General features: G+C 73.8%; 22 protein-coding genes. 12 read left to right on the forward strand and 10 right to left on the reverse strand.

Features of this window, described 5'->3' with window-relative positions:
- Window positions 1-135: 135 nt before the first annotated feature.
- Window positions 136-1,533 (reverse strand): glycosyltransferase family 4 protein, encoded by a 1,398-nt coding sequence (locus KSK32_RS25945; RefSeq protein ID WP_216933563.1) that lies wholly within the window; start codon window positions 1,531-1,533, stop codon window positions 136-138.
- Between the two features lie 317 nt (window positions 1,534-1,850).
- Between KSK32_RS25945 and glgX the strand changes: the two genes are divergently transcribed.
- The 4 genes from glgX to KSK32_RS25965 all read left to right on the forward strand — a co-directional run bounded on the left by glgX (window position 1,851) and on the right by KSK32_RS25965 (window position 8,829).
- On the forward strand, window positions 1,851-3,971 hold the full coding sequence (gene glgX / locus KSK32_RS25950) for a glycogen debranching protein GlgX (RefSeq protein ID WP_216933564.1): 2,121 nt from the start codon (window positions 1,851-1,853) through the stop codon (window positions 3,969-3,971).
- Window positions 3,972-3,974: 3 nt separating this feature from the next.
- Window positions 3,975-6,275 carry a malto-oligosyltrehalose synthase gene (gene treY, locus KSK32_RS25955; protein WP_216933565.1) on the forward strand — a complete coding sequence of 767 codons (2,301 nt, stop codon included), beginning with the start codon at window positions 3,975-3,977 and terminating at the stop codon, window positions 6,273-6,275.
- Window positions 6,272-8,005 carry a malto-oligosyltrehalose trehalohydrolase gene (treZ, locus tag KSK32_RS25960; protein ID WP_216933566.1) on the forward strand — a complete coding sequence of 578 codons (1,734 nt, stop codon included), beginning with the start codon at window positions 6,272-6,274 and terminating at the stop codon, window positions 8,003-8,005. The genes treY and treZ overlap by 4 nt, the downstream gene beginning before the upstream one ends.
- A 176-nt stretch (window positions 8,006-8,181) precedes the next feature.
- Window positions 8,182-8,829 (forward strand): maleylpyruvate isomerase family mycothiol-dependent enzyme, encoded by a 648-nt coding sequence (locus KSK32_RS25965; protein WP_216933567.1) that lies wholly within the window; start codon window positions 8,182-8,184, stop codon window positions 8,827-8,829.
- Window positions 8,830-8,851: 22 nt separating this feature from the next.
- Here KSK32_RS25965 and map read toward each other — a convergent pair whose 3' ends face one another.
- On the reverse strand, window positions 8,852-9,622 hold the full coding sequence (map, locus tag KSK32_RS25970; protein WP_216933568.1) for a type I methionyl aminopeptidase: 771 nt from the start codon (window positions 9,620-9,622) through the stop codon (window positions 8,852-8,854).
- A 66-nt stretch (window positions 9,623-9,688) separates the two neighbouring features.
- Here map and KSK32_RS25975 point away from each other — a divergent pair, with 66 nt between their 5' ends.
- Together KSK32_RS25975 and KSK32_RS25980 are read left to right on the forward strand one after the other, a co-directional pair.
- Entirely contained in the window at window positions 9,689-9,979 is a 291-nt protein-coding gene (locus tag KSK32_RS25975; RefSeq protein ID WP_216933569.1) for a helix-turn-helix domain-containing protein, read from the forward strand.
- Between the two features lie 45 nt (window positions 9,980-10,024).
- Window positions 10,025-10,630: a DUF6518 family protein gene (locus tag KSK32_RS25980; protein ID WP_254187191.1), complete on the forward strand. Its 606-nt coding sequence runs from the start codon at window positions 10,025-10,027 to the stop codon at window positions 10,628-10,630.
- A gap of 39 nt (window positions 10,631-10,669) precedes the next feature.
- On the opposite strand, the gene KSK32_RS25985 is transcribed toward KSK32_RS25980, so the two are convergent.
- A complete protein-coding gene (locus tag KSK32_RS25985; RefSeq protein ID WP_216933571.1) occupies window positions 10,670-12,148 on the reverse strand; it encodes a glutamate--cysteine ligase in 1,479 nt (492 codons plus the stop codon).
- 156 nt (window positions 12,149-12,304) lie between these two features.
- Between KSK32_RS25985 and KSK32_RS25990 the strand changes: the two genes are divergently transcribed.
- Complete coding sequence (locus tag KSK32_RS25990) at window positions 12,305-12,676, forward strand: DUF3817 domain-containing protein (protein ID WP_216933572.1); 372 nt, start codon at window positions 12,305-12,307, stop codon at window positions 12,674-12,676.
- On the opposite strand, the gene KSK32_RS25995 is transcribed toward KSK32_RS25990, so the two are convergent.
- A complete protein-coding gene (locus KSK32_RS25995; protein WP_216933573.1) occupies window positions 12,657-13,547 on the reverse strand; it encodes an alpha/beta fold hydrolase in 891 nt (296 codons plus the stop codon). The two genes, KSK32_RS25990 and KSK32_RS25995, sit on opposite strands and share 20 nt — an antisense overlap.
- A 36-nt stretch (window positions 13,548-13,583) precedes the next feature.
- Window positions 13,584-14,123 carry a hypothetical protein gene (locus KSK32_RS26000; protein ID WP_254187192.1) on the reverse strand — a complete coding sequence of 180 codons (540 nt, stop codon included), beginning with the start codon at window positions 14,121-14,123 and terminating at the stop codon, window positions 13,584-13,586.
- A 151-nt stretch (window positions 14,124-14,274) separates the two neighbouring features.
- Here KSK32_RS26000 and KSK32_RS26005 point away from each other — a divergent pair, with 151 nt between their 5' ends.
- From KSK32_RS26005 to KSK32_RS26015, 3 genes are read left to right on the forward strand one after another with little or no spacing between them, the layout of a single operon-like run.
- Window positions 14,275-15,399: a Vms1/Ankzf1 family peptidyl-tRNA hydrolase gene (locus tag KSK32_RS26005; RefSeq protein ID WP_216933575.1), complete on the forward strand. Its 1,125-nt coding sequence runs from the start codon at window positions 14,275-14,277 to the stop codon at window positions 15,397-15,399.
- A complete protein-coding gene (locus KSK32_RS26010; RefSeq protein ID WP_216933576.1) occupies window positions 15,392-17,140 on the forward strand; it encodes a thiamine pyrophosphate-binding protein in 1,749 nt (582 codons plus the stop codon). The genes KSK32_RS26005 and KSK32_RS26010 overlap by 8 nt, the downstream gene beginning before the upstream one ends.
- A 51-nt stretch (window positions 17,141-17,191) precedes the next feature.
- Window positions 17,192-18,238 (forward strand): iron-containing redox enzyme family protein, encoded by a 1,047-nt coding sequence (locus KSK32_RS26015; protein WP_216933577.1) that lies wholly within the window; start codon window positions 17,192-17,194, stop codon window positions 18,236-18,238.
- Between the two features lie 107 nt (window positions 18,239-18,345).
- On the opposite strand, the gene KSK32_RS26020 is transcribed toward KSK32_RS26015, so the two are convergent.
- Window positions 18,346-18,570 (reverse strand): CDGSH iron-sulfur domain-containing protein, encoded by a 225-nt coding sequence (locus KSK32_RS26020; protein WP_216933578.1) that lies wholly within the window; start codon window positions 18,568-18,570, stop codon window positions 18,346-18,348.
- A gap of 188 nt (window positions 18,571-18,758) precedes the next feature.
- Here KSK32_RS26020 and KSK32_RS26025 point away from each other — a divergent pair, with 188 nt between their 5' ends.
- Window positions 18,759-20,174, forward strand: a complete 1,416-nt coding sequence (locus KSK32_RS26025; protein ID WP_216933579.1) for a hypothetical protein — start codon at window positions 18,759-18,761, stop codon at window positions 20,172-20,174.
- A 245-nt stretch (window positions 20,175-20,419) separates the two neighbouring features.
- A complete protein-coding gene (locus tag KSK32_RS26030; protein ID WP_216933580.1) occupies window positions 20,420-21,553 on the forward strand; it encodes a SigB/SigF/SigG family RNA polymerase sigma factor in 1,134 nt (377 codons plus the stop codon).
- A gap of 100 nt (window positions 21,554-21,653) precedes the next feature.
- Here KSK32_RS26030 and ctaD read toward each other — a convergent pair whose 3' ends face one another.
- The 4 genes from ctaD to KSK32_RS26050 all read right to left on the reverse strand — a co-directional run bounded on the left by ctaD (window position 21,654) and on the right by KSK32_RS26050 (window position 26,325).
- Window positions 21,654-23,657 (reverse strand): cytochrome c oxidase subunit I, encoded by a 2,004-nt coding sequence (gene ctaD / locus KSK32_RS26035; RefSeq protein ID WP_216933581.1) that lies wholly within the window; start codon window positions 23,655-23,657, stop codon window positions 21,654-21,656.
- An 87-nt stretch (window positions 23,658-23,744) separates the two neighbouring features.
- Complete coding sequence (locus KSK32_RS26040; RefSeq protein WP_216933582.1) at window positions 23,745-24,476, reverse strand: ATP-binding protein; 732 nt, start codon at window positions 24,474-24,476, stop codon at window positions 23,745-23,747.
- 135 nt (window positions 24,477-24,611) lie between these two features.
- On the reverse strand, window positions 24,612-25,064 hold the full coding sequence (locus tag KSK32_RS26045; protein WP_216936363.1) for a DUF4383 domain-containing protein: 453 nt from the start codon (window positions 25,062-25,064) through the stop codon (window positions 24,612-24,614).
- Window positions 25,065-25,170: 106 nt separating this feature from the next.
- Complete coding sequence (locus KSK32_RS26050) at window positions 25,171-26,325, reverse strand: glycosyltransferase (protein WP_216933583.1); 1,155 nt, start codon at window positions 26,323-26,325, stop codon at window positions 25,171-25,173.
- Window positions 26,326-26,345: the final 20 nt, after the last annotated feature.

Genomic DNA, 26,345 nt, shown 5'->3' on the forward strand with positions numbered 1-26,345 from the left:
ACGAGGAAAGGCCGCCGACCCGGCCCGGGTCGGCGGCCTTTCTCGTGCGCGCAGCGGGATGCGGAGGCTGCGGGGGTGCGGGGGTGTTAAGAGGGGGCCCTTCCTCTACCTGAGGCGTTAATAGGGGGCCCCTCCTTACCGCAGGCCGGCGGCGGCTAGCAGGTTGCCCTGGGGGAGGGCGGGCAGCGTGCGGCCGGCCGCCATCCGCTGCTCGGCGCGGGCCGCGGTGAACGCGGGGTCGCCGGCGATGGCGGCGGCGTACGCGGCGGCCGTGCGGGACGCGATGGCGGCCCAGCCGTACTGCTCGTGCACCATGGCGCGGGCCCGCCGGGCGAGCGCGCGGGCCCGGTCCCGGTCGGACAGCAGCGTGTGCACCGCCTCGGCCAGCCCGTCCGGGTCGTGCGGGGCGAACGTCATCCCGGTGACGCCCGGCTCGACGATCTCGGCCAGCCCGCCGGTGCGGGCGACCGCCAGCGGCGCGCCGGCGGCGGCTCCCTCCAGCGCCACCATGCCGAACGGCTCGTAGATGCTCGGCACCGCGAAGCAGTCCGAGGCGGCCATCACCGCGGGCAGATCGGTGCCGCCCAGGAACCCGGGCATGCTCACGGTGGCGCCCAGCCCGAGGCGGTGCACCTCGGCCTCCAGGTCCGCCTTGTACGGCCCGTCGCCGACGATCACCGCGCGAAGCCCGGGGTGCCGGTCGCGCAGCCGGGGCAGCCCGGCCAGCAGGTGCTGCACGCCCTTCTCGTACACCAGGCGGCCGGCGAACGTGACCAGCGGTCCGTCGGCGGCGAACCGGGCCCGGGCGGCGGCGACCGCCGACGCGGGCACCCGCCAGCGGTGCGGCTCGACGCCGTTGGGGACGACGTCGACGCGGGCGGCGTCCACGCCGAACAGCGCGCCCACCTCGTCGCGCATGTAGCCGGAGCAGACGATCACGCGCCCGGACTCGCCGGCGAGCCAGTGCTCGACGCCGTGGATGGTCCGGTTCATCTCCTCCGGCAGCCAGCCCTGGTGCCGGCCCGCCTCGGTGGCGTGGATGGTGGTCACCAGCGGCACGTCGAGGTGCTCGCGCAGCGTCATCGCGGTGTGCGCGACGAGCCAGTCGTGGGCGTGGATCACGTCGTAGGCGCCGGATTCGGTGGCACGCAGCGCGGCCCGGGTCAGCGTGTGGTTGAACGCCATGGTCCAGGCCAGCAGCGAACCGGTCGCCAGGGGAAACGTGACCGGATCCTCGGCGGCGCGGACGACGCGGACGCCGTCGGCGTACTCCTCCAGGGGAGCGCCCTCGGCGTGGCGGGTGACGACTGTGACCTCGTGCCCGGCGGAGGCCAGGGCGACCGACAGCGCGTGGACGTGGCGGCCGAGCCCGCCGACGAGCACCGGCGGGTACTCCCACGACAGCATCAGGATGCGCCGCGTCCGGGGCGCGGCCCCGGCCGGCGACGGCGGGGTCGGGCGGGAGGTGAGAGTGGGCCGGTGGAGCCGGTCCGTCGCGGCGGCGGGCTGGGCGCCGACCCGCAGAGTGGTCACGTCGATCTCCGTCCATGCATGGTGAGACACGCCGGCTTCGGTGGCGGCGACGAGCGGTGGTGGTGAGGGGTGGCCGAACGGCCGGGCGGGCCCGCGCGCGCGGGCCCGGATCCAGGAAAGTCCATCCGCCGCCGGTCCGCATCTCGAAAAGGGCGATCGTGACGGATGACACCCGAACGGCTGTCCGGACTCAGCAGGGCGGATTCGGTTACGGTCCGAACGGGTGGATTGACGGGGGGTACGACGGGGCATCACCGGCGTGCGTATCGGCGGTTCCCCTGTCAGGTGCGCTCACGATCATGGGCCGAAGGAGCGACATGCAGGTCTGGCCGGGCGAGAGCTACCCCCTCGGCGCCACGTACGACGGGATGGGCACCAACTTCGCGATCTTCTCCGAGGTGGCGGAGAGGATCGAGCTGTGCCTGTTCGACGAGTGGGACATCGGCACCGAGCGCCGGGTGGAGCTGCGCGAGGTCGACGCGTACGTCTGGCACGCCTACATCCCCGGCGTCGAGCCCGGCCAGCGCTACGGCTACCGGGTGCACGGGCCGTGGAACCCGGCCGAGGGGCTGCGCTGCAACCCGCACAAGCTGCTGCTCGACCCGTACGCGAAGGCGGTCGACGGGGAGGTCACCTGGCACCCGTCGGTCTACGACTACGAGGTGGGCGGCGACCCGGACCGGATGAACACCGCCGACTCGGCGCCGTACATGCCGAAGTCGGTGGTGGTGAACCCGTACTTCGACTGGGGCAACGACCGGCCGCCGCGCACCCCGTACCACCACTCGGTGATCTACGAGGCGCACGTCCGCGGCCTGACCATGCGCCACCCGGGCATCCCGGAGGAGTTGCGCGGCACGTACGCGGCGATCGCCTCCCCGGTGATGATCGAGCACTTCAAGCGGCTCGGCGTGACGGCGGTGGAGCTGATGCCGGTGCACGAGTTCGTGCACGACCATCGCTTGGCCGACCTGGGGCTGCGCAACTACTGGGGCTACAACACCATCGGGTTCTTCGCCCCGCACCACGGCTACTCCGCGCTGGGCCGCCTGGGCCAGCAGGTGCAGGAGTTCCGGGGCATGGTCAAGGCGCTGCACGCGGCCGGCATCGAGGTCATCCTCGACGTGGTCTACAACCACACCGCCGAGGGCAACCACCTCGGGCCGTCGCTGAGCTTCAAGGGCATCGACACCCCGAGCTACTACCGGCTGTCGGAGGAAGACCGGCGCTACTTCGTCGACTACACCGGCACCGGCAACAGCCTCAACGTGCGCAGCCCGCACTCGCTGCAACTGATCATGGATTCGCTGCGCTACTGGGTCACCGAGATGCACGTCGACGGCTTCCGGTTCGACCTGGCGGCCACGCTCGCCCGCGAGTTCTACGAGGTGGACCGGCTGTCCACGTTCTTCGAGGTGGTGCAGCAGGACCCGGTCGTCGGCCGGGTGAAGCTCATCGCCGAGCCGTGGGACGTCGGTCCCGGCGGCTACCAGGTCGGCAACTTCCCGCCGCAGTGGACCGAGTGGAACGGCAAGTACCGCGACACCGTACGCGACTTCTGGCGCGGCGAGCCGGCCACGCTCGCCGAGTTCGCCTCCCGCATCTCCGGCTCCGCCGACCTCTACCAGGACGACGGACGCCGCCCGTTCCACAGCATCAACTTCGTCACCTGCCACGACGGGTTCACGCTCACCGACCTGGTCTCCTACAACGACAAGCACAACGACGCCAACGGCGAGGACAACCGGGACGGGGAGAGCCACAACCGGTCCTGGAACTGCGGCATCGAGGGGGACACCGACGACCCGGGCGTGCGGGCGCTGCGCGCCCGGCAGCGGCGCAACTTCCTGGCCACGCTGATCCTGTCCCAGGGCGTGCCGATGCTCGGCCACGGCGACGAGATGGGCCGCACCCAGCGCGGCAACAACAACGCCTACTGCCAGGACAGCGAGATCGCCTGGGTCGACTGGGAGCGGGCCGACGACGATCTGGTGGACTTCGTCCGCCGGCTCACCGAGTTCCGCAACCGGCACCAGGTGTTCCGCCGCCGCCGGTTCTTCACCGGGCTGCCGGTGGGCGGCCGCGCCGCCGGCTCGGGGCTGCCGGACCTGGCCTGGTACACCCCGGACGGCCGGGAGATGACCGGCGAGGACTGGGGCAACGACTTCGGCCGCTCGGTGGCGCTGTTCGTCAACGGCGACGGCATCGGCGAACGCGGCCAGTACGGCCAGCGCCACCGGGACAGCTCGTTCCTGCTGCTGTTCAACGCGCACGACGCGCCGCTGGACTTCACGCTGCCCGGCGAGGAGTTCGGCACCCGGTGGGAGCTGGTGATCAGCACTGCGGAACCCGATCCGGAGAAGACGACGCTCGTCGAGGCGGGCGGCACGGTCTGCGTGCCGGACCGCTCGCTGCTGGTCCTGGAGAGGACGGCCTGACCGATGCCCGACACCCCTCGCTCGACCTACCGGGTCCAGGTGCGTCCCGGCTTCGACCTGGACGCCACGGCCGAGCTGGTGGGCTACCTCGCCGCGCTCGGCGTCACCCATCTCTACACCGCGCCGCTGCTCACCGCCACCCCCGGCTCCGCGCACGGCTACGACGTGGTCGACCACCGCGCGGTCAACCCGCAGCTCGGCGGCGATGCCGCCCGGGTGCGGCTGGTCCGGGCGCTGCGCGCGGCCGGGCTGGGCCTGGTCGTGGACATCGTGCCCAACCACGCCGGAGTGGCCCGGCCGGAGGCCAACCCGGCCTGGTGGGACGTGCTGCGGCGGGGACGCGACTCGGCGTACGCGCACTGGTTCGACATCGACTGGGACCGGGGGAGGCTGCTGCTGCCGGTGCTCGCCGACACCGCCGACGCGCTCGACGACCTGAAGCTCGTCGACGGGGAGCTGCGCTACCACGAGCACCGCTTCCCGGTCGCCGACGGCACCGGCGACGGCACGCCCCGCCAGGTGCACGACCGGCAGCACTACGAGCTGGTGAACTGGCGGCGCGGCGACGCCGAGCTGACGTACCGCCGGTTCTTCGCCGTGTCCGACCTGGCCGGCCTGCGGGTGGAGGATCCGGAGGTCTTCGACGCCACCCACGCGGAGATCCTGCGCTGGGTCGGCGCCGGGGAGGTCGACGGCATCCGCGTCGACCACCCGGACGGGCTGCGCGACCCGGCCGGCTACCTGGCCCGGTTGCGCGCCGCCGCGCCGGAGCGCTGGCTGGTGGTGGAGAAGATCCTGGAGTACGGCGAGGACCTTCCGGACTGGCCGGTCGACGGCACCACCGGCTACGACGCGCTGGCCGCGGTGTCCGGGCTGTTCGTCGACCCGGACGCGGAACCGGAGTTCACCACGCTGGACGGCCGGCTGACCGGGCGGCACACCTCCTGGGCCGACCTGACGCACGCCACCAAGCTGGAGGCCGCCACCCGGCTGCTCGCCGCCGAGCTGATCCGGCTGGCCGCGCTCGTGCCGGAGCTACCCGGTGAGCAGGTGCGCGCCGCCCTGGCCGAGCTGGCCGCCTGCTTCCCGGTCTACCGCGGCTACCCGCCCGAGGGCGCCCGTCATCTGGCCGCCGCCCGCAGCGAGGCCGGTCGCCGCCGTCCCGACCTGACCGGCGTGCTGGACGCGGTCACCGCCCGGCTACGCGATCCCGGCCACGAGCTGGCCGCCCGGTTCCCGCAGCTCACCGGCGCGGTGATGGCGAAGGGCGTGGAGGACACCGCGTACTACCGGTGGAGCCGGTTCGTCGCCCTCAACGAGGTCGGCGGCAGCCCGGCCCACTTCGGCGTTCCCCCGGCCGAGCTGCACCGGTTCGCCGCCACCCGGCAGGTGCGCTGGCCGGCGAGCATGACCGCGCTGTCCACCCACGACACCAAGCGCGGCGAGGACGTGCGCGCCCGGCTCGCGGTGCTGGCCGAGCTGCCCGGCCGCTGGGCCGAGCGGGCCGCCGACTGGATGTCGCGGGCGCCGCTGGCCGACCCCGCGCTGGCCCACCTGCTCTGGCAGACCGCCGTCGGGGCGTGGCCGATCGAACGGGAGCGACTGCACGGGTACGCCGAGAAGGCCGCCCGGGAGGCGTCGGTCAGCACGAGCTGGGCCGACCCGGACCCGGCCTTCGAACACGAGCTGCACGCGCTGGTCGACCGGATGTACGACGACCCGGAACTGCACGCCCAGATCACCGCGTTCGCCGCCGAGATCACCCCGGCCGGCTGGTCGAACGCGCTCGGGCAGAAGCTGGTGCAGCTCGCCATGCCCGGTGTGCCCGACGTCTACCAGGGCACCGAGCTGTGGGAGAACTCGCTCGTCGACCCGGACAACCGGCGGCCGGTCGACTTCGCCGTACGCCGGGACATGCTGGCCCGGCTCGACGCCGGATGGCGGCCCGCGGTGGCCGGCGACGGCGCGGCCAAGCTGCTCGTGGTGTCCCGGACGCTGCGGCTGCGCCGCGACCGCCCGGACCTGTTCGGCGGCTACCGGCCGGTGCCGGCGCGTGGTCCGGCCGCCGCGCACGCGGTGGCCTTCGACCGGGGCGGCGCGGTCGCGGTGGCGACCCGGCTGCCGCTGCGGCTGGCCCGTTCCGGCGGCTGGCGGGACACGATCGTGTCACTTCCCGTTCATCAGTGCACCGACTTGTTCACCGGGCGGGTCTACAGTGGTTCTGAGCTGCTCCTGGATGATCTGCTGAGCACCTATCCCGTCGCCCTCCTCGCACCCACCGACTCTGTGGAGGCCGCCGCATGACCGAGTTCACGGTGTGGGCGCCCGAGGCCGCCCGGGTGCGGCTGCGCCTGCCCGGCGCCGCCGACCACGCGATGCGTCCCGGGCCGGACGGCTGGTGGCGGGTCGAGGTGCCCGACGCCGGGCCGGGCACGGACTACGCGTTCCTGCTCGACGACGACGACCAGGCGCTGCCCGACCCCCGCTCGGCCTGGCAGCCGGCCGGGGTGCACGGTCCCAGCCGGCTCTACGACCACGCCGCGTTCGCCTGGACCGACGCCGCCTGGACCGGCCGGCAACTGCCCGGCAGCGTGCTGTACGAGCTGCACATCGGCACGTTCACCCCCGAGGGCACGTTCGACGGGGCGATCGCCAAGCTGGACCACCTGGTCGACCTCGGTGTCGACATGGTCGAAGTGCTGCCGGTGAACGCGTTCAACGGCGAGTACAACTGGGGCTACGACGGCGTCTGCTGGTACGCCCCGCACGAGCCGTACGGCGGCCCGGACGGCCTGAAACGGTTCGTCGACGCCGCCCACGCGAGGGGCCTGGGGGTGATCCTCGACGTCGTCTACAACCATTTCGGGCCCTCCGGGGCCTACGCGCCGCGGTTCGCGCCGTACCTCACCGAGCAGAGCAACACCTGGGGCCGCACCGTCAACCTGGACGGCCCGCACTCCGACGGGGTACGCCGCTACATCGCCGACAGCGTGCTGACCTGGCTGCGCGACTACCACGTCGACGGGCTGCGGCTGGACGCCGTGCACGCCATGCCTGACGGCCGGGCCGTGCACTGGCTGGAGGAGGTCGCCGCCGAGGTGGAGGCGCTGTCGACGCACCTCGGACGGCCGCTGTCGCTGATCGCCGAGAGCGACCTCAACGACCCGCGCCTGATCACGCCTCGCGAGGCGGGCGGGTACGGCCTGCACGCCCAGTGGAACGACGACGCCCACCACGCGCTGCACACGCTGCTCACCGGCGAGCGGCAGGGTTACTACGGCGACTTCGGCTCCCTCGAATGCCTCACCGACGTGCTGACCGGCGGGTTCTTCCACGCCGGCACCTGGTCCAGCTTCCGCGGCCGCAGCCACGGCCGACCGGTCGACCGGCAGCGCACACCCGGCCACCGCTTCGTGGCGTACCTGCAGAACCACGACCAGATCGGCAACCGGGCCACCGGCGACCGGATCTCCGCCACCCTGTCGCCCGGCCTGCTGCGGGTCGGCGCGACGCTGCTGATGACCGCGCCGTTCACGCCGATGCTGTTCATGGGAGAGGAGTGGGCCGCAGCCACGCCGTGGCAGTTCTTCACCAGCCACCCGGAGCCGGAACTGGCGACGGCGGTCGCGACCGGCCGCAGACGCGAGTTCGCCGACCACGGCTGGGCCACCGACGACGTGCCCGACCCGCAGGACCCGCAGACGTTCCTGCGGTCCCGGCTGGACTGGGCCGAGCTGGACAAGCCGGAGCACCGCGAGACGTACGACCTGTACCGGCGGCTGATCGCACTGCGCCGATCCCGGGCCGACCTGTCCGACCCTCGACTGGACCGGGTCGACGTACGCCACGGTGACCGGTTCCTGGTGATGCGGCGCGGCGGCACGCTCGTGGTGGCGAACCTGGCCGGCCGGGCACAGCGGATCAACCTGCCCGGCGTGGTACGCCGTGTGCTGCTCGCCACCTCCGAGGGCGTGACGGTGATGCGCGACGGCATCGAGCTGCCGCCGGAGAGCGCCGCGATAGTGGCGCTCTGACCGACTGTAGGGCTCAGGCCCACGGCTGTCGCCGCCGATCTCGGAGTTGTGGCGCCTCAGATGTCGCCGATGCCGGGTTGGTGAACCACCACAACTCCAAGATCGGCGGACAGGGGAGCGGTGAGTTCGCCGGGGGAGCGGGGTCCGACCTCCGACGACCGACTCTGGAGGTTCCCATGTCCGACAGCCCGACCCGTGACGAGCTGTGGGCGCTGGCGCACGCCGAGCGCGCCGCCCTGGCCGACGATCTCGCCGGGCTCGACGCGGCGCAGTGGGCCTCGCCCTCGCTGTGCGGCCGGTGGACGGTGGAGGAGACGCTCGCGCACCTGACGGCGGCGGCGAGCGTCGGCCGCGTCCGCTGGGTCCCCAGCGTGCTCGGCGCCCGGTTCGACTTCGATCTGCACAACGACCGCCGGCTGGCCGAGCACCGGGGCGCCGACCCGGGGGAGACGCTCGACCGGTTCCGCCGGATCATCGGCCGCACCACCTCGACGTTCGGGCCGACCGAGGCATGGCTCGGGGAGGTGGTCGTGCACGCCCAGGACATCCGGCGTCCGCTCGGCCTGACCCGGACGCCGTCGGTCGGGGCCGTCACACCGGTCGCCCGGTTCTTCGCCGGCCGGGACTTCACGGTGGCGGGGCGCAGCGCGATCGAGGGCCTGCGGGTGGAGGCGACCGACGGGCCGTTCACCGCCGGCGCCGGCCCGCTGGTCAGCGGCACCACCGTCGCGTTGATGATGGCGATGGCCGGGCGGGCCGCCTATTGCGACGACCTCACCGGCCCCGGCGTGCCGACGCTGCGGGAGCGCTGCACGCCCGCCTGACGACGCCCGGGCGGCGGGGTCGTCACCTCGGCAGCGTCAGGATCTCCGCGCCGTCGTCGGTGACGGCGATGGTGTGCTCGCTGTGCGCGGTGCGGCAGCCGGTCGCGCTGCGCAGCGTCCACCCGTCGGCGTCGGTCACCAGCGTGGCCGTGTCCGCCATCACCCACGGCTCCAGCGCCAGCAGCAGTCCGGGACGCAGCGTGTAGCCGCGACCGGGCCGCCCGGTGTTCGACACGTGCGGATCCTGGTGCATCGTCGACCCGACGCCGTGGCCGCCGAACTCGGTGTTGACCGAGTATCCGGCTTCGGTGAGGACCGAGCCGATGGCGTGCGAGAGGTCGCCGACGCGGGCGCCGGGACCGGCCGCGGCGATCCCGGCCTGCAACGCCCGCTCGGTCGCGTCGATGAGCGCGACGCTCTCCGCGGGCCGGGCGTCGCCGACGAGGAAACTGATCGCGGAGTCGGCCACCACCCCGCCCAGCGAGACGGCCAGGTCGAGGCTCAGCAGGTCGCCGTCGGCGAGCGCGTAGTCGTGCGGCAGCCCGTGCAGCACCGCGTCGTTGACCGAGGTGCAGATGTAGTGGCCGAACGGCCCGCGCCCGAACGACGGCTCGTAGTCGACGTAGCAGGACTGCGCCCCGGCCTCGACGATCATGCGCTGCGCCTGCCGGTCGATGTCGAGCAGGTTGGTGCCGGCAGTGGTGCTGCTGCGCAGCGTCTGGAGGATGTGGGCGACCAGGGCGCCGGTGTCCCGCGCCCGCCGTACGTCGGTGGGGCTCAGGATCTCGATCATGCAGGCGCCTTCCTCGCGGAACCAATAAGTATCCCGGTCATGTTATCCCGGTATTAGAATCCTGGCATGGTCAGGTTGCCTCTCACCCCCGCCGAGGTCGAACGCGGGCAGCGCCTCGGGGCGCTCCTGCGGCGAGCCCGGGGTGAGCGTTCGATGCTGCTCACCGCGCTCGGCGCGGGCGTCTCCCCGGAGACGCTCCGGAAAATCGAGTCCGGCCGGGTCGCCACGCCGGCGTTCCCCACCATCGCGGCCATCGCCGAAGTTCTCGGCCTCTCCCTCGACGAGGTGTGGTCCGAGATCAACAGGTCCGACGCCGCGGTGCGTCTCGCGCCGTCCGAGCGGCGCCTGGCCTCATAGGGTCGCTCGGTAGACCCGGGAGGCATACTGAGTATGCTCCACCGCATGCCACCCTCGCGCCGCGCCGTCGCGCTTGTCGTCCCCGTCGCCGGCTTCCTGCTCGGCTTCGGCGACTTCGTCTGGATCAAGTGGGTGCCGTTCCCGTTCGCCGAACTCGGCAACTCCACCGCCACGTGGGCGGTCGCCGCGTTCGCGCTGGGCTGGTGGATCCGGTCGGGCGCGGTGCGCGCCGCCGTGGCGGCCGGCGTCCTGCTGATCGTCGCCGTGCCCAGCTACTACCTCGCAGCGACGCTGCTCCAGGGCGACGACCTCGCCGTGATCTGGTCACCCACCTCGATCGTCTGGATGGCGTTCGGCGTGGTGGCGGGCGTGGTGTTCGGCGTCGCCGGCATCTGGGCGCGGGCCGAGGGATGGCGGCGCGTCGTCGGGACCGCGCTGCCGGCAGCCGTGTTCGTCGAGGAGGCGCTGCGATTCGCGCTGAAGTCGGGATCCTATCCCGGGGCGTGGTGGAACGTGGCGATCGACCTCGGGCTCGCCGTGCTGCTGGTGGTGCTGATCGGCCGGTCCGCCCGGGTGCGGCTGCTGGCCGCCGCGGTGGCGCTGCCGCTGGCCGCGGCGGGCGCGGTCACATTCGCCGCCGTCGCGCGCTGACCCGCCGGCCCGGACGCACGGTCACCGCGCCGGCCCGGCTCAGGGGATCGGCCACTCGTGCACGGGCCGGTTGCTGTGCATCAGGTCGACGTAGTGGCGGACCACCTCGCGCAGTGCCGCCGGCCGGTCCATGTGGTCGGCCGACTCCAGCCGGTGCAGCGTCTCCACCTGCCATGTCGCGCCGTTGCGGCCGGTCAGGCAGCGCTGCTCGATGATGCCGAGCAGTCGGTCCCGCTCCGCCGGGTCCAGGCCCCACCGGTCCAGCCCGTGATGGGCCATCGGCAGCAGCCGGCGCAGCACCAGCTCGGTCACCGGCAGGTAGCCCAGCCCGGGCCAGTACACCTGGGCGTCGATGCCGTGCCGGGCGCAGGCGTGGAAGTTCTCCTCGGCGGCGCTGAACGACATCTGCGACCACAGCGGACGGTCGGACTCGGCGAGCGCCCGTACCAGGCCGAAGTAGAACGCGCCGTTGGCGACCGTGTCCAGCACGGTCGGCCCGGCCGGCAGCACCCGGTTCTCCACCCGCAGGTGCGGCCGGCCCTTGAGCACGTCGTAGACCGGCCGGTTCCACCGGTAGATGGTGCCGTTGTGCAACCGCAGCTCGGCCAGCTTCGGCACGCCGCCGCTGTGCAGCGTGGCCGCCGGGTCCTCCGGGTCGCAGACCGGCAGCAGCGCCGGGAAGTAACGGACGTTCTCCTCGAACAGGTCGAACACCGAGGTGATCCAGCGCTCGCCGAACCACACCCGCGGGCGTACGCCCTGGGCCTTGATCTCCTCCGCCCGGGTGTCGGTGGCCTGCTGGAACAGCGGCACCCGGGTCTCGCGCCACAACTCCCGGCCGAAGAACAGCGGCGAGTTCGCGCCGAGCGCCACCTGGATGCCGGCGACCGCCTGGGCCGCGTTCCAGTAGTCGGCGAACTGCGCCGGGCTGACCTGGAGGTGGAACTGGGTGCTGGTGCACGCCGCCTCCGGCGTGATGGTGTCGGCGCTGGTGGCCAGCCGCTCCACCCCGCTGATCGCGATCGGCAGGTCCTCGCCGCGGGCGGCGAAGATCTGCTCGTTGAGCAGCGCGTACCGGGGGTTCGCCGACAGCGTCTCGGCGGTCAGGTGCTCCGGGCGCAGCGTCGGCAGGATCCCGACCATCACCATGTGCGCGCCGACCGTGCGGGCCTTCTCCTCGGCCGCGTTCAGGCTGGCCCGGACGTGCTCCTCGAACGCCGCCGTGCCGGTGCCGGCGAGCCGTCGCGGCTCGACGTTGATCTCCACGTTGAACTGGCCCAGCTCGGTCTGGAACGCCGGGTCGGCGATCGCCTCCAGCACGTCGGCGTTGCGCATGGCCGGGTCGAAGCCGTCGTCGACCAGGTTCAGCTCGATCTCCAGGCCGGTCATCGGCCGCTCCACGTCGAACCGGGACTCGCGCAGCATCTCGGCGAACACGTCCAGGCACCGCCGGACCTTCTCGCGATAGCGGGCCCGGTCCTCCCGGCTGAAGGTACGTACGCCGACGTCCTCGCCCATGGTCACCACCCTGTCACCGTTGGTTCTCCCCAACCTCGCACGGAGTGGCGGGTCAGGAAAGGCCCGGAGGCCCTTTTCTGTACCCCGTGGCGGCCCCGGTGATCCCCGTCGCGGGGCGGCGGGTTCCGTCCGGGCGGCGCGGCCCCGGCGGATAGCATGGCCGCCGACGGCGAAGGGGAGTGGCTGATGCGCGACGGGTGGATCCGGGCGTTCGTGGTGGCGGCGTTCGCGGAGGCCTGCTCGTGGGCGGCGCTGCTGGCCGGGATGGCGGTCAAGTACGGCCCGCCCGGTGACGAGATCGGCGTGAAGATCTTCGGCCCGATCCACGGCGCGCTGTTCGTGGTCTACGGCCTGCTGGCGCTCGTGGTGGCCCGGCGGCGCCGCTGGACGCTCGTGCAGACCGGGCTGGCCCTGGTCGCCGCCGTGCCGCCGTTCGCCACAGTGCTGTTCGAGCGCTGGGCGAGCCGCCGCGGCCTGCTCGACGCCCCGGCTGTCGCGCCGCGGCCGCTCACTCCCGCCGGTCGCTGACCGCGGCGACGTCCTCCGCGAGGAAACCGGCCAGCACGTCGGTCAGCTCCCGCGGCGCCTCCTCGGCCATGTGGTGCCCGGACGGAACCGACGCGGTCCGTACGTCGTCGGCCCAGTCGCGCCAGATCGCCGCCGGGTCGCCGTACAGGTCGACCATGTCGTCGCGCTCGGACCAGGCGAACAGCACCGGACAGCCGATCCGCCGCCCGGCGGCCCGGTCGGCGTCGTCGGCCGCCCGGTCCGGGCCGAGCCCGGCCCGGTAGTCCTCGCACATGGCGTGCACCGTGGCCGGATCACCGATGGCGCGCCGGTAGTCGGCGTACGCCGCCTCGCCCATCTCCTCCGGTGATCCGCCGTACCAGGCGTCCGGATCGGCGTTGATCACCTGCTCGGCCGGCTTGGCCAGCTGGCCGAGGAAGAACCAGTGCCACCAGCGGGCGGCGAACCGGGCGTCGCAGCGGGCCAGCGCCTCGCCGATCGGCACCCCGTCCAGCACGCCGAGACGGCTCACCCGGTCCGGATGGTCCAGGGCGGTCCGCATGGCCACGTACGCGCCGCGGTCGTGACCGATCACAGCGGCCCGGCGGTGGCCGAGCGCGTCGAGCAGCCCGACCACGTCGGCGGCCATCGCACGTTTCGAGTAGACCGTGTGCTCCGGATCGCTCGGCGGCTTCGACGAGCCGCCGTACCCGCGCAGGTCCGGGCAGATCACCGTGTGCCGCGCGGCCAGCCGCGGCGCCACCCGGTGCCAGGTCGCATGGGTACGCGGGTGCCCGTGCAGCAGCACCACGGGCGGGCCGGAGCCGCCGTGGCGTACGCGCAGGCGGACCGCGCCGACGTCGATCTCGGTGAGCGTGAAACCGGCGAACATGGCCGCAGCGGTGCCCGCCGTCGCCCGGAGGAAAACCTAGGTCAGTGCCGAGCAGGCGGCCACGCCGAGCAGCAGCACGGCGCCCAGCATCGCCTGGAGCAGCAGCGCCGGCCCCAGGTGCGACCAGAGCGTCGCCGTACGCGGGGTGAGCAGCTGACCGGTGGTCAGATTGACGATCCGCTCGATCCGCGGCGGCAGGTCCTCGTCGCGTTGCGGCCGCAGCGTGAGCTGGACGTGGTCGCCGGGGTGCAGCGCGCTCTGCGGCAGGTGGCCGTGCAGCTCGACCTCGACCAGCCGGCCGGTGGCGTCGCGCACCCGGACCGGGGTGACCAGGAACTCCGGCCCCTTCTTCAGTTCCTTGAAGCTGCGCCGGGCCCCGCCGCCGCCACTGCTGAGCAACGCGCGCACCACCTTCAGCAGCAGCCCCACCACCCCCGCGGCGGTCAGCACCGCGACCAGCGCCGGCTGCCCGACCCGGACCTCCCGGGCGTAGCCGTCCATCATCCGGGCCAGACGCCCGGTGACGACGCGTTCCGTCGGGTGGACGACGCGTCGGGTGTACAGCTCCGTGTCCATGTTCACCACCGAGAGTTCCGTTCCGTGCACAGATGGTATCGGCCCTTCGGGTTGAACGACGTGAATGAACACCGGTCACGCCCGGGGAGCGGGCAGGTGAACTCCGCCGGGCCTCGGGTATGCGTGCGGCCGAGCCGGAAAGGGGTCGAGCATGCAGCTGTCCTTCCTGCGCCCGCTCTACGACCGTCCCGGGCCGTGGTGCTCGGTGTACATGGACGCCTCCCGCGACACCCAGGACGCGCGAGCGCAGGTCGACCTGCGCTGGCGGGCCCTCAAGGGCGACCTGCTGGGGCAGGGCGCCGACCCGGTCACCGTCGAGGCGGTGGAGGAGGTCGTGCGCCGGCACCAGCCGATGCCCGGCGACTACGGCATCGCCGTGTTCGCCAGCCGGGGCCGCGTGGTGCTCACCGAGTACCTCTCCGCGCCGCCACTGCGTGACCTGGCGAGCTGGTCGGCGCTGCCGCACACCATGCCGCTCGTGGCTCAGCGCGGCGAGCAGGTGGCCTGGGTGCGGGTGCTTGCCGACCGTACCGGCGCGGACGCCATGGCGGTCAGCGCCGGCGGGGTGCCCCGTCGGGCCCAGGTGCAGGGCGGGCAGAGCCGCCAGCTGCGCCGGGTGCAGCCGGGCGGCTGGTCGCAGTCCCGCTACCAGCGCGCCGCCATGGAGGCGTGGCACCAGAACGCCGGTGACGCCGCGGCGGCCACCGCCGACCTGGCCGAGCGGGTCGGCGCGGACGTCGTCGTGGTGGCCGGGGACGTCCGGGCCACCGGCATGATCGCCGCCCAGCTCCCCACCCGCTGGCAGGACGTGCTGGTGCGCACCGACGCGGGCGCCCGCGACGTGGGCGCCGACGACACGCTGATGGACGACATCACGGTGCAGACCGTCGCCGAGGTCGCCGACCGGCGGATCGCCGCCGCGCTGGACCGCTTCGGCGTCCAGGAGGACGTCGGCGCCGGACTCGACGCCGTGGTCTCCGCGCTGCAACGCAACCAGGTCGACACCATGCTCATCGTGGACGACCCGTCGGCCGACGGCGAGCTGTGGGTGGGCCCCGAGCCGACCGAGATCGCCACCGACCCGGGGCAGCTGGCCGGCATGTCGGTGGCCGACCCCCAGCGGGTACGCGCCGACGCGGCGCTGCTGCGCGCGCTGATCGGCACCGACGCGGACCTCACCGTGCTCGCGCCCGACGAGGCGCCGGAGCTGACCGACGGGGTCGGCGCGGTGCTGCGCTACGTCGACGCGAGCACGCCGGGGCGGGGTAATGGCTGAGCGGATCGTCGCCGACCTGGTGGTCGAACGCCTGCGGGCCTGGCGGGTGCCGCGGGTCTTCGGCTGTCCGGGCGCGGCGATCGCGCCACTCGTGGGCGCGCTCGACGACGCGGGCGGAGACCCGGCCTTCGTCCCCGCCCGGCACGAGGAGACCGCCTCGTACATGGCCACCGGGCACGCGAAGTTCACCGGCGGCGTCGGGGTGTGTCTGGCGACCCAGGGACCCAGTGCGGTGCACCTGCTCAACGGGCTCTACGACGCCAAGCTGGACAGCAAGCCGGTGGTCGCGATCATCGGCGAGGACGTCACCGGCCCGCTCGGCGGCGCGCACGAGGAGATCGGGCTGAGCCGGCTGTTCGGCGACGTGTGCAACCAGTTCGTCCGCTACGGCCGCAGCCCGGAACAGGTGCCCGCGCTGCTGGACCAGGCGTTCCGCACCGCCGCGGCGACCCGCAGCCCGACCTGTGTGGTGCTGCCGCGGGTGTTGCAGGTCACCGCCGTACCGGATCTGGTGCCGCAGACCGCAGGCGTGGTCACCGCGACGCCCGGCGAGCCGCTGGCCCGGGTGCTGCCGCACGACGCCGACCTGGACGCCGCCGCCTCGCTGCTCGGCAACGGGCGGCGGGTGGCGATGCTCGTCGGCCAGGGCGCGCACGGCGCGGCCGAGGAGATCGTCGCGCTCGCCGACCGGCTCGGCGCGGGCGTCGCCACGTCGCTGCTGGGCAAGCCGGTGCTCGACGAGCGGCTGCCGTTCCACACCGGTGTGCTCGGCGAGGTCGGCACGACGGCCGCCGCGCAGCTCATGGGCTCCTGCGACACGCTGCTGATGATCGGCACCAACGATCCGTGGACCGACTGGTTCCCGATGCCCGGACAGGTGCGGACCATCCAGATCGACATCGACGGCCGCCGCATCGGCACCCGCTACCCGGTGGACGTGCCGCTGGTCGGCGACGCCGCCGAGACGCTGCGGGCGCTGCTGACCCGGGTGCCGGAGAATCCCCACCGCCAGTGGCGCGGCATGGTGGAGAAGATGGTGGACCGGTGGCGTGCGGCTGCCGCCGAGCGCACCGCCACGCCCGCCGAGCCGGTCGACCCGCGGCTCGTGCTCCGCGAGCTGTCCACCCGGCTGCCCCGGCACGCCGGTGTGGCCGTCGACGTCGGCTCGGTCGTCTACTGGTACGCCCGGCACCTGGAGCTGCCCCCGGGGGTGCAGGCCCGGCTGTGCGGCACGCTCGGCTCGATGGGCTGCGCGCTGCCGTACGCGGTCGCGGCCAAGCTGGCCCGCCCGGACGAGCCGGTGCTCGCGCTGCTCGGCGACGGCGCGATGCAGCTCAACGGCCTGGCCGAGCTGATCACGGTGGCGCACCACTGGACGGCCTGGCGCGATCCCCGGCTGATCGTGCTGGTGCTGAACAACAGGGACCGGTCCGGCGTCGGCGGCGGCCGGTCACCGGGGGAGCGGCGGCCCGAGGTGCCGTACGCCGGGTGGGCCCGCCTGCTCGGGCTGCACGGCGTCCGGGTGGACCGGCCGGACCTGGTCGGGCCCGCCTGGGACGAGGTGCTCGCGGCCGACCGGCCAGCCGTCCTGGAGGCGGTGGTGGACCCGGCCGTGCCGCTGGACGCGCCCGAACCGGCGCTGGCCGACCTGCGCGGCCTGGTGACCGACGGGGACGCCGCCCGCCGGGTGCGGGAGCGGGTGATCCAGACCGAGGCCATCGCGGCGGACGAGGTCGTTTAGCCGGATCACTCCGGGGCACTGCGACCAGGCACAACCGTCCCGGGAGGTTCCATGTCCGTCGCCGCCGACCGTCGTTACGGCCCCGCCCCGCTTCCCGCGGCGCGCGGGCCGGTCTCCGCCGCACTGCTGGCCGCGCTGCGCGACGCTCCCCGGGAGCTGCCGGCCGGGCTGGGCGCCGCGTTCGACGCGGTGGCCGGGCCGTTGACCGACGAGGATCTCCAGCTCACCCTGTTCCTCTGCTACGAGCTGCACTACCGGGGCTGGTCCGGCGTCGACGAGGCGTGGGAGTGGGAGCCGTCGCTGCTGGCGTTGCGCGCCCGCGCCGAGCGGCCGTTCGAGGCGGCGCTGCGCGAGCTGGCCGGCCCGCCGCCGGCGGTGCTGCCGGCCGCCGTGCCGGGCGCGCTGGCCGACCTGGTGGCCGCCGACGACGGCCCGCCGCTCGCCGCCGCGCTGCAACGCCGCGCCGACCTCGGCCGGTTCCGCGAGTTCGTCATCCACCGGTCGATCTACCACCTGCGCGAGGCCGACCCGCACAGCTGGGCGCTGCCCCGGCTCGGCGGGCCGGCGAAGGCCGCCCTCGTGGAGATCCAGACCGACGAGTACGGCAACGGCCGGCTGGACCGGATGCACGCCGAGTTGTTCCGCACCACGATGGACCGGCTCGGCCTGGACACCGGATACGCCGCCCACCTGGACCGGGTGCCGGCGGTGACGCTGGCGACGAACAACCTGATGTCGCTGTTCGGCCTGCACCGGCGGCTGCGCGGGGCGCTGCTCGGTCACCTGGCCGCGTACGAGATGACCTCGTCGCTGCCGAACCGCCGCTACGGCAACGGACTGCGCCGGCTGGGCTTCGACGCGGTCGCCACCCGCTTCTACGACGAGCACGTCGAGGCCGACGCCGTGCACGAGCAGGTCGCCGCGTACGACATGTGCGGTGGGCTGGTCCGGGCCGAGCCGGCGCTCGCGTCCGACGTGCTGTTCGGGGCCGCCGCCGCGCTGGCGGTGGACGCCCTGTTCGCCGCGCGCCTGCTCGACGCCTGGTCGGCCGGGCAGTCCTCACTGCGCCCGCCCGCCCAGGTCCTCGCCGCAGCCTGACCCCGCTCTTTCCCACGCGATCTTGCAGTTCCGGCCCTCAGGTCGCCCGGTTTGTAAAGTTTGCCGAGTACCCAAGTGCAAGATCGCGGGGGAGGGGCCGCAGGGGGTCAGCCCTCGCGGTCGCTACCGGCGCGGAAGCCCGCCACCTTGTGCGTGCCGTCGCAGAACGGCTTGATCGCGCTCTTGCCACACCGGCACAACGCGACGGTGCCCCGGCGCGTCTCGATCGGCGTGCCCTCGGGTGTGACCAGCGCGAAGTCGCCGCGTACCAGCAGTGGTCCGTCCCGGTACGGGGTGATGGTCGCCGCCGGGGTGCTCTCGTCGTCGGGCATGCGCCGTGCAGTGCCCGTCCCGGTCCGGCCCAAACCCGCACCCGAGCGCCGTTGCGCCCGCGAGGGCGGGCACGCGGCCCGACGGCGTACCTGGGTGCCGCGGGCGGTGCCGCTACCGGGCGGGCCTTGGTCCTGGCCCGTGGGCAGATGCCCCGTTTAGACCCCAGAGGGACGGGAAGCCGGGCCGCGTGGTGAGCGAACGAGTCGAACGGACGCCGGTCAGCGGCGCGGGGCTGCCCGCGGAGCGGGTGGTGGCGGCCGGCAGCGCCGCCCGGGTCCTGGTCGCCGCGACCGCCCGGGCGCTGCGCGGCGACGACTGCGGCGACCTCGGCCGCCCGGGCGCGCTGTCCCGCCTCACCGGCGCGCCCGAGCCGGTACGCCGCGCCGCCGCCGTCCGGGCCGCCGGGCGGGCGGCGCTCACCACCGGCCAGATCGCCGCCGTGGACGCCGAGCGGGTGGCCGGATGGTTCGCCGGACAGTACCCGGACCGGCGCTGGCCCGGGGTGGTGCTCGGCTCGCCGCACGGCGCCGCCGCCCACCTCGCGGCCGCGCTGGGCGTGCCCTGGCTCCCGGCCGGGTTCGAACTGGCGGGCCAGTGGACCCGGGGGGCGGTGGACCGCCCGGACGCCGCGTACGCGCACGGGGCCATGCTGGCCGCCCGGCTGCTCGACGCCAACCCGCGCGTGCACGTACGCCAGGTGCACTGCCCGGCCAGCCGGGGCGCGGCGGTGAGCGCGGCGGTGACGTTCGTGGTGCGCTGGCGCACGTTGCCGCAGGCGTACGCGCGCTTCCTGGCCGACCGGCTGGAACCGGCCGCGCCGGTGCTGTTGCTGCACGACGCCCGCACCTGGCCGGTACGCGACTGCGGCGACGGGCACAGCTTCCAGGCCGGCTCCCCGGCCGGCGGCCTGGACCCGGTCGACTTCCACCCGGACGCCCGCGCGCTGGGCCGGGTGCTGCGCGCGGCCGGCGGTGAGGAGACGCGCTGGACGGCGCCGGAGGTCACGGTGGCTGGCGCGTTCGCCGAACACGGCGTGGAGTCCGGTTTCGAGCACGACGCCCGCTCCTGGGGCGACCGGCACGGGCATCCGCTGCACCGGGTGGTCGTGCCGCAGCCGGACGCGCTGAGCGCGGTCACCGCCGACCTGTACCGGGGCTGGCTGCGGCGGGCCGGCAAGACCGGTAACCGGCTGGTGGTGGAGTGCGGCCGGCTGCTCGACCCGGCGCAGGTGCTGCGGGCCGGCCTGGTGCCCTACTGGTGCGAGAACGCCACCGCGCGCCGGGTCGCGGGCGTGGAGTGGTGGCTGGCCGGCAGCGAGCCGTTCAGTTCGGTGGACGTGCTGCCCGAGCCGCCCGGCCTGCGCTCGCCCGCGTACGCGGGGCTGCCCCAGTGGCTGGCGGTGGCCGGCTTCGGGCACCGCCGGCGGGCCCTGGACCGGGGCGCCGCACGCGGTTACCCGGTCGCCTCGGTACCGACCCGACGTGCCACGGAGGTGTTGCGCAACCAGCCCTGCGACCTGCCCGCGCCGCCGCCGCTGCGGATGGCCGAGGCCCTCACCGCGCTGCGTGACGCGGGCGCGCACCAGGGCCTGCTGGTCTGTTGAACCCGCCGCCGGGACCGCCTGTCCGGCCAACCTGGCGAAACTTCCTCGCGATCCTGCGGTCCGTGATTGAGTACCTACGGAGCGGGAAGACCGCTCGCCGCGAAACGGCCCACGACGCCGTGCGGCGGGCAGCCACCGCTTTCGACGTATCCGTCACGTAACCCAACTTCCTCACCCGGTGCGTGGTCCGACCACGCGCACGACCGGTTACGACCGGGCGGGGGCTCTTCGGCGAGGGGGCGCGGATGTTCGGACAGACCACCACAGCCACACCACCGACCACCGACCGGGGTCTGGAGGACCTGGACGCGGCGGCGCTCGCGTACGCGGCCCGCATCGAGGGCCTGCCACCGGAGCGGCGGCAGGAGGCGCGGGACGACCTGGTCCGGTTCGCGCTGCCGTTCGCCGGCCGGCTCGCCCGCCGCTACCGCGGGCGCGGTGAGCCGCTGGAGGACCTTGAGCAGGTGGCCCGTCTCGGCCTGGTCAACGCCGTCGACAGGTACGACCCGGAACGCGGTTCGTTCACCGCGTACGCGGCGATCACCATCGTCGGCGAGATCAAGCGGCACTTCCGCGACCGCACCTGGGGCGTCCACGTCCCGCGCCGGCTGCGGGACCTGATCCTCGAGGTGGGACAGGCGACGGCGACACTGACCAGTGAGCTGTCCCGCGCCCCCACCGTGGCCGAGCTGTCCGCCCGGCTGGAGACGCCGGAGGAGGAGATCCTCGCCGCGCTGGAGTCGGCCGCCGGCTACAGCCCGGCCTCGCTCAACGCGCCGGTGGGCGGGGAGAGCTCGGCCGAGTTCGGCGACCTGGTCGGCGAGTCCGACCACGCGCTGGAGTCGGTGGACGACCGGGTCACTGTCAGCGGCCTGCTGCACCGGCTGCCCTGGCGGGAGCGCCGGATCCTGGCGATGCGCTTCTACGGCAACCAGACCCAGGCGGAGATCGCGGCCCGGTTCGGCATCTCGCAGATGCACGTGTCCCGGCTGCTGTCGCGGGCGCTGACCTGGCTGCGCCAGGCGATGCTCGCCGACGCGCCGCCGCCCTGGCAGAACGGCACGGCCGAGGCCGAGCCGGGCAAGGCGCGGATCTCGGTGAAGCAGAACGGCGACCGGGTGGTCGTCGAGGTCGGCGGCGAGGTGGACCGGGCCGGCGCGGACCAGTTGCGCCGGGCCGTGCTCCAGGCGGTCACCGGGCAACCCCGCGAGGTGGTGGTCGACCTGGTCGGCGCCGGTGGCTTCGACGCCGGCGGGATCGCCGCGCTGATGGCCGGCCGGGAGGCCGCCGCGCGTACCGGTGTGCCGCTGCGGCTGACCCGGGTGCAGCCGGCGGTGCGCCGCTCGCTGACCGCGGCCGGACTGCCCGCCGCCGACTGACCGGCCGGCACGTACCGCGCCGGCTCCCCATCACGGGGAGCCGGCGCGCGACGTACGACGAGAGGGCCGGCACCGCCCGGCGCCCGCCCTCGTCCGGGTCTCAGTTCTCCGGGGTGTCCCCGTGCCCGCGCGGGTGCCGCCACCTGTCGTTGGGCTGGTCGGCGCGCTCGGCGTTGAGTACGCTGCCCTCCGGCTCGTCGGTCTCCTCGAAGCTGGGCCGGCGCACCTCCTCCGGCTCCGGCACCTCCACCGGCCGCGCCCCGGACTGCGGCGCCGGCTGGTAGTCCCCCGCCTCCTGGGCGCCGTACGCGCCGCCGGCCGACGGCGACTCCGGCACGTGCCGCTCGTAGTGCAGCTCCTCGCGGAACGACTGCGGCGGCTTGGTGGTGCGCTGCGGCAGGTCGCGGCCCAGGTCGGAGACGAGCGGGCCGTACTTGAGGTCGAATGCCGGCCGCTCGGAACGGATGCGTGGCATCCGGTCGAAGTTGCGCAGCGGCGGCGGGCAGGGCGTGGCCCACTCCAGCGAGTTGCCGAAGCCCCACGGGTCGTCCACCGTGACCATCGCGCCGTACCGCCACGACTTCCAGATGTTCCAGATCACGAACAGAGTGGACGCGCCGAGCACGAACGACCCGATGCTGGAGATCGTGTTCAGTGTGGTGAAGCCGTCGCCGGGCAGGTAGTCGGCGTACCGGCGGGGCATGCCCTCGCTGCCCAGCCAGTGCTGCACCAGGAAGGTGGCGTGGAAGCCGACGAACATGGTCCAGAAGTGCATCTTGCCCAGCCGCTCGTCGAGCAGCCGCCCGGTCATCTTCGGGAACCAGAAGTAGAGGCCGCCGAACGCGGCGAACACGATGGTGCCGAACATGACGTAGTGGAAGTGCGCCACCACGAAGTACGTGTCGGTGACGTGGAAGTCGACCGGCGGGCTGGCCAGCAGCACCCCGGTCAGGCCGCCGAGCAGGAACGTGACCAGGAAGCCGATGGCGAACAGCATCGGCGTCTCGAACGTGAGCTGTCCCTTCCACATGGTGCCGATCCAGTTGAAGAACTTCACCCCCGTGGGCACCGCGATCAGGTAGCTCAGGATGCTGAAGAACGGCAGCAGCACCTGCCCGGTGGCGAACATGTGGTGCGCCCAGACCGTCATGGACAGCACGGTGATGGCGATGGTGGCCAGCACCAGGCCGGTGTAGCCGAAGATCGGCTTGCGGGAGAACACCGGAATGATCTCGGTGATGATGCCGAAGAACGGCAGCGCGACGATGTACACCTCGGGGTGGCCGAAGAACCAGAACAGGTGCTGCCAGAGCATCGGCCCGGCGGTCGTCGGGTCGTAGACGTGCGAGTGCAGGATCCGGTCCGACGCGAGCGCCATCAGCGCGGCGGCCAGCAGCGGGAACACGAAGATCACCAGGACACTGGTGAGCAGCGCGTTCCAGGTGAAGATCGGCATCCGGAACATGGTCATGCCCGGTGCGCGCAGCGTCACGATCGTGGTGATCACGTTGACCGCGCCGAGGATCGTGCCCAGGCCGGACACGGCCAGGCCGACGACCCACAGGTTCCCGCCGACGCCGGGGGAGTGTGGCGCGGTGCTCAGCGGCGTGTACGCGGTCCAGCCGAAGTCCGCCGCGCCGCCCGGGGTGGCGAACCCGCCCACGACCATCAGCGCGCCCAGGAAGTAGAGCCAGTACGCGAACGCGTTCAGCCGGGGGAACGCCACGTCGGCGGCGCCGATCTGCAGCGGCACCAGATAGTTGGCGAACCCGAAGAACAGCGGGGTGGCGAACAACAGCAGCATGATCGTGCCGTGCATGGTGAACATCTGGTTGTACTGCTCGGGGGAGACGAGCTGCATCCCCGGCCGGGCCAGCTCCACCCGGATGACCATCGCCAGGACCCCGCCGACGATGAAGTATCCGAACGACGTGACCAGGTAGAGCAGGCCGATCTGTTTGGCGTCGGTGGTCCGCAGCAGCCGCCACAGCGCGTTGCCCTTCACCGCCTCCCGAACGGGCCCGGGGAACCCCCCGAACCGGGCCGGCGCGAGAATCGCGGGCCCCCGGTCTCGTGCCGGTTCCGTGACTACCCGCTTGGGCATGGCATCTCACCCCGTGTGACGACAGACAGGACGGGCGGGCGTACCCGGCCCTCTGCCCATGTAACCAGGCGAGAGCGGAGAATTCGGTCAGTTCGCCGGGAGCATGGCCCAGACGACCTTGCCGGCGCCGACCGGAGTGCTGCCCCAGCGCTGGGTCAGCTCGCGCACCAACATCAGCCCGCGGCCGCCCTCGGCACGCGGATCGTGGCTGCTCACGGCGCGGGCGTCGACCGGGCTGCCGTCCATCACCGCAACCCGCAGGTAAGGCCGGCGCAGCGTCAGCGTCACGTGCATCGGGGTGCCGGCGTGCCGCACCACGTTGCCGACCAGCTCGGTGAGCACCAGCGACGCCGGGCCGGCCAGCTCCGGCACGTTCCACCTGCCGCACGCCTCCGTGACCAGCTCCCGGGCCCGCCGGCAGGCGCTGGCGACCGGCTCCAGCCGGGCCCGCAGCCGGGGCGCAGCCTCCGCCCCGGCCAGCGCCGTCGCCTCGGCGCAGTCCCGGCGCACCGGCACCACCCGGCAGGCGGTGGTCTCGTTCAACCAGGCCGCCGTCTCGGCGCAGGGAGCGGCGAGCACCATCGGGACCGCGGGCCAGTCGGCGGCGCGCCGCGCGGCGGCGGCGAAGACGGACAGTGCCAGCGGCTCGCCGACCTCGATCTCCTCCAGGTCGACCACCAGAGCGTCCGGCTGCGCGGCGAGGCAGCTGTCGAGTACCTCGTGCACCGCGCGCATCGTGCCCAGGTCGAGTGCACCGGCCAGCCGTACGACAGTGACCGGCGACTCGTCGCGGACCTCGCACCTGATCCGGGTCACCATCGCCGCCTCGTTTCCTTCTCGTCGCGGAGGGTCGCCCGGCCGGGGGCGATCGCCGCCGTCCCGCAACCGGAGGACTACGGACGTACCCGGGCCCCGGACCGGCGAAACCGGGCGCCGGGGCCGCCGGGGCACAGGTCAGCGGCGGTCCCCCCGCCGCGCCGCGACCAGCCCCAGCGCCAGCATGGCGGCGCCCAGCAGCAGGTGCAGCCACGAGTCGGCGCGGTTGACCGCGAGCGCGTTTGCCGCGTCGCGCCTGTCGACCGCCAGACCGAAGAGCCACAGCGCCAGATAGACCGCACCGGCACCGACGAGGAACGCGCGGGCGCCGGCGGCGGTACGGGCCAGCACCAGCCCGGCCAGGCCGAGCACCAGGTGCACCAGGTTGTGCACCGCCGAGACCTGGAACACGCCGAACAGCCGGGCGCCGGAGCCCGGCCCGGCGAAGCGCAGATCCGCGAAGTCGCTGGTGACACCCGGCACGAAGCCCAGCGCGCCGAGCAGCAGCAGGAGCACGGCGAACCCCGAGGCGATCCGGCGTACCGGCGCCCGCCCGTCGGCCGGGTTGCGTCGCGCCCGGGAGTGCGCCATCGAGTTCGTCACGCCGGCCTCCTCGCCACCGCGGGAAGCGCCGGTTTCCCGCGCCCGGCGGGGGCAAACGCCGGCCCGGCCGCGCGGGCCGGCCGGCCGGTGACGCTCAGGCGGGCTGCAACGGTTTCGTCACACCCGCCCGGACCCGGTCGTACAGCTCCACGTACCGCTGTGCCATCCGGGCCGGGGTGAACCGCCGGGCCGCCTCCCGCCGGCACTCGGCCGGCTCCAGCCCGCCCGCGGCGAGCACCAGGTCACCCAGCTCCTGCTCGTCGCCGGTGAGCAGGCCGGTACGGCCGTGTTCGATCAGCTCCGGCAGGCAGCCCCGGCCGGTGGACACCACCGGCGTGCCGAGCGACAGCGACTCGACCACCGCCGTGCCGCCCGGCTCCTCCCAGCGCAGCGGGAACAGCGACGCCCGCGCCGAGGCGACCAGGTCGTCGCGCTCCCGCCCGGCCACCGTGCCGACCCAGCGCACCCGGTCGCCGTCGACGTACGGCGCGACCTGGTCGTAGAAGAAGCGGACGTCCGGGTTCTGCCGGGCCTCGTCGCCGGCCGCGGCCAGATCCTCCGGCCGGTGGTACGGGCCGACCGGCCCGGCCAGCACCAGCCGGAACCCGGCCTCCTGCGCCAGCCGGGCGCCCAGGTCCTGCCCCTTGCCCGGGTTGATCCGGCCGAGGATCACCACGTGGTCACCCTTGGTCACCGGCGCGTGCCGGTCCGCGTCGACCGCGAGCGGGGTGGACAGGTGCACGTGCCCCACCGAGTGCGCGCGCAGCGCCTCCGGAGCGCGCGCCAGCTGCGACGCGGACACGCCGTTGACCCGTACCCGGTCGCCGCCGTCGAGGGTGCCGTACAGCTCCGGGTGCTTGGCCAGATCCCAGTGCAGCGTGTGCAGCACCGGCGGGCCGTCCGGGCCCATCGCGGCGAGCGTGGCCAGCCCGACCGCCTCCACGTGGTCGTGCACCAGATCGATGTCGTCGCGGGCGTGCAGCGCCCGCACCACCCCGGCCAGGTGCGCCTGGGAGACGCCGCAGACCTGGTTGTACGGCCGCTGCAACGCGTGGAACTGGCCGTCCGGGAAGACCGCGATCCGCTCGTCAACCGGCAGCGTGCTGCTCTCCACCGAGGCCAGCACCACCCGTACGCCCAGTCGGCGCAGTTCCGGCACCAGCGTGGCGATCACGTTCTCGATGCCGCCGTAGCCCGGCGGCGGCACGGACAGCCACGGCCCGGCGTTCATCAGCACGGTGAGCGTCATGCGCTGTCCTCTCCGACGTT

Origin of the sequence: Micromonospora sp. WMMB482, assembly GCF_019038635.1 — a bacterium.
GTDB lineage: Bacteria > Actinomycetota > Actinomycetes > Mycobacteriales > Micromonosporaceae > Micromonospora > Micromonospora marina.

Bases quoted from the DNA above. Each gene is read 5' to 3' on its own strand.
- KSK32_RS26045 (WP_216936363.1), bottom strand. From the start codon at position 25,064: ATGGCGCACTCCCGGGCGCGACGCAACCCGGCCGACGGGCGGGCGCCG.
- KSK32_RS26050 (WP_216933583.1), bottom strand. From the start codon at position 26,325: ATGACGCTCACCGTGCTGATGAACGCCGGGCCGTGGCTGTCCGTGCCG.
- KSK32_RS26040 (WP_216933582.1), bottom strand. From the start codon at position 24,476: ATGGTGACCCGGATCAGGTGCGAGGTCCGCGACGAGTCGCCGGTCACT.
- KSK32_RS25995 (WP_216933573.1), bottom strand. From the start codon at position 13,547: ATGTTCGCCGGTTTCACGCTCACCGAGATCGACGTCGGCGCGGTCCGC.
- ctaD (WP_216933581.1), bottom strand. From the start codon at position 23,657: ATGCCCAAGCGGGTAGTCACGGAACCGGCACGAGACCGGGGGCCCGCG.
- KSK32_RS26030 (WP_216933580.1), top strand. From the start codon at position 20,420: ATGTTCGGACAGACCACCACAGCCACACCACCGACCACCGACCGGGGT.
- treZ (WP_216933566.1), top strand. From the start codon at position 6,272: ATGACCGAGTTCACGGTGTGGGCGCCCGAGGCCGCCCGGGTGCGGCTG.
- KSK32_RS25990 (WP_216933572.1), top strand. From the start codon at position 12,305: ATGGCCGCCGACGGCGAAGGGGAGTGGCTGATGCGCGACGGGTGGATC.
- KSK32_RS26010 (WP_216933576.1), top strand. From the start codon at position 15,392: ATGGCTGAGCGGATCGTCGCCGACCTGGTGGTCGAACGCCTGCGGGCC.
- KSK32_RS25985 (WP_216933571.1), bottom strand. From the start codon at position 12,148: ATGGGCGAGGACGTCGGCGTACGTACCTTCAGCCGGGAGGACCGGGCC.
- KSK32_RS26005 (WP_216933575.1), top strand. From the start codon at position 14,275: ATGCAGCTGTCCTTCCTGCGCCCGCTCTACGACCGTCCCGGGCCGTGG.
- glgX (WP_216933564.1), top strand. From the start codon at position 1,851: ATGCAGGTCTGGCCGGGCGAGAGCTACCCCCTCGGCGCCACGTACGAC.
- KSK32_RS26020 (WP_216933578.1), bottom strand. From the start codon at position 18,570: ATGCCCGACGACGAGAGCACCCCGGCGGCGACCATCACCCCGTACCGG.
- KSK32_RS26015 (WP_216933577.1), top strand. From the start codon at position 17,192: ATGTCCGTCGCCGCCGACCGTCGTTACGGCCCCGCCCCGCTTCCCGCG.
- KSK32_RS25965 (WP_216933567.1), top strand. From the start codon at position 8,182: ATGTCCGACAGCCCGACCCGTGACGAGCTGTGGGCGCTGGCGCACGCC.
- treY (WP_216933565.1), top strand. From the start codon at position 3,975: ATGCCCGACACCCCTCGCTCGACCTACCGGGTCCAGGTGCGTCCCGGC.
- KSK32_RS25975 (WP_216933569.1), top strand. From the start codon at position 9,689: ATGGTCAGGTTGCCTCTCACCCCCGCCGAGGTCGAACGCGGGCAGCGC.
- map (WP_216933568.1), bottom strand. From the start codon at position 9,622: ATGATCGAGATCCTGAGCCCCACCGACGTACGGCGGGCGCGGGACACC.
- KSK32_RS25980 (WP_254187191.1), top strand. From the start codon at position 10,025: ATGCCACCCTCGCGCCGCGCCGTCGCGCTTGTCGTCCCCGTCGCCGGC.
- KSK32_RS26000 (WP_254187192.1), bottom strand. From the start codon at position 14,123: ATGGACACGGAGCTGTACACCCGACGCGTCGTCCACCCGACGGAACGC.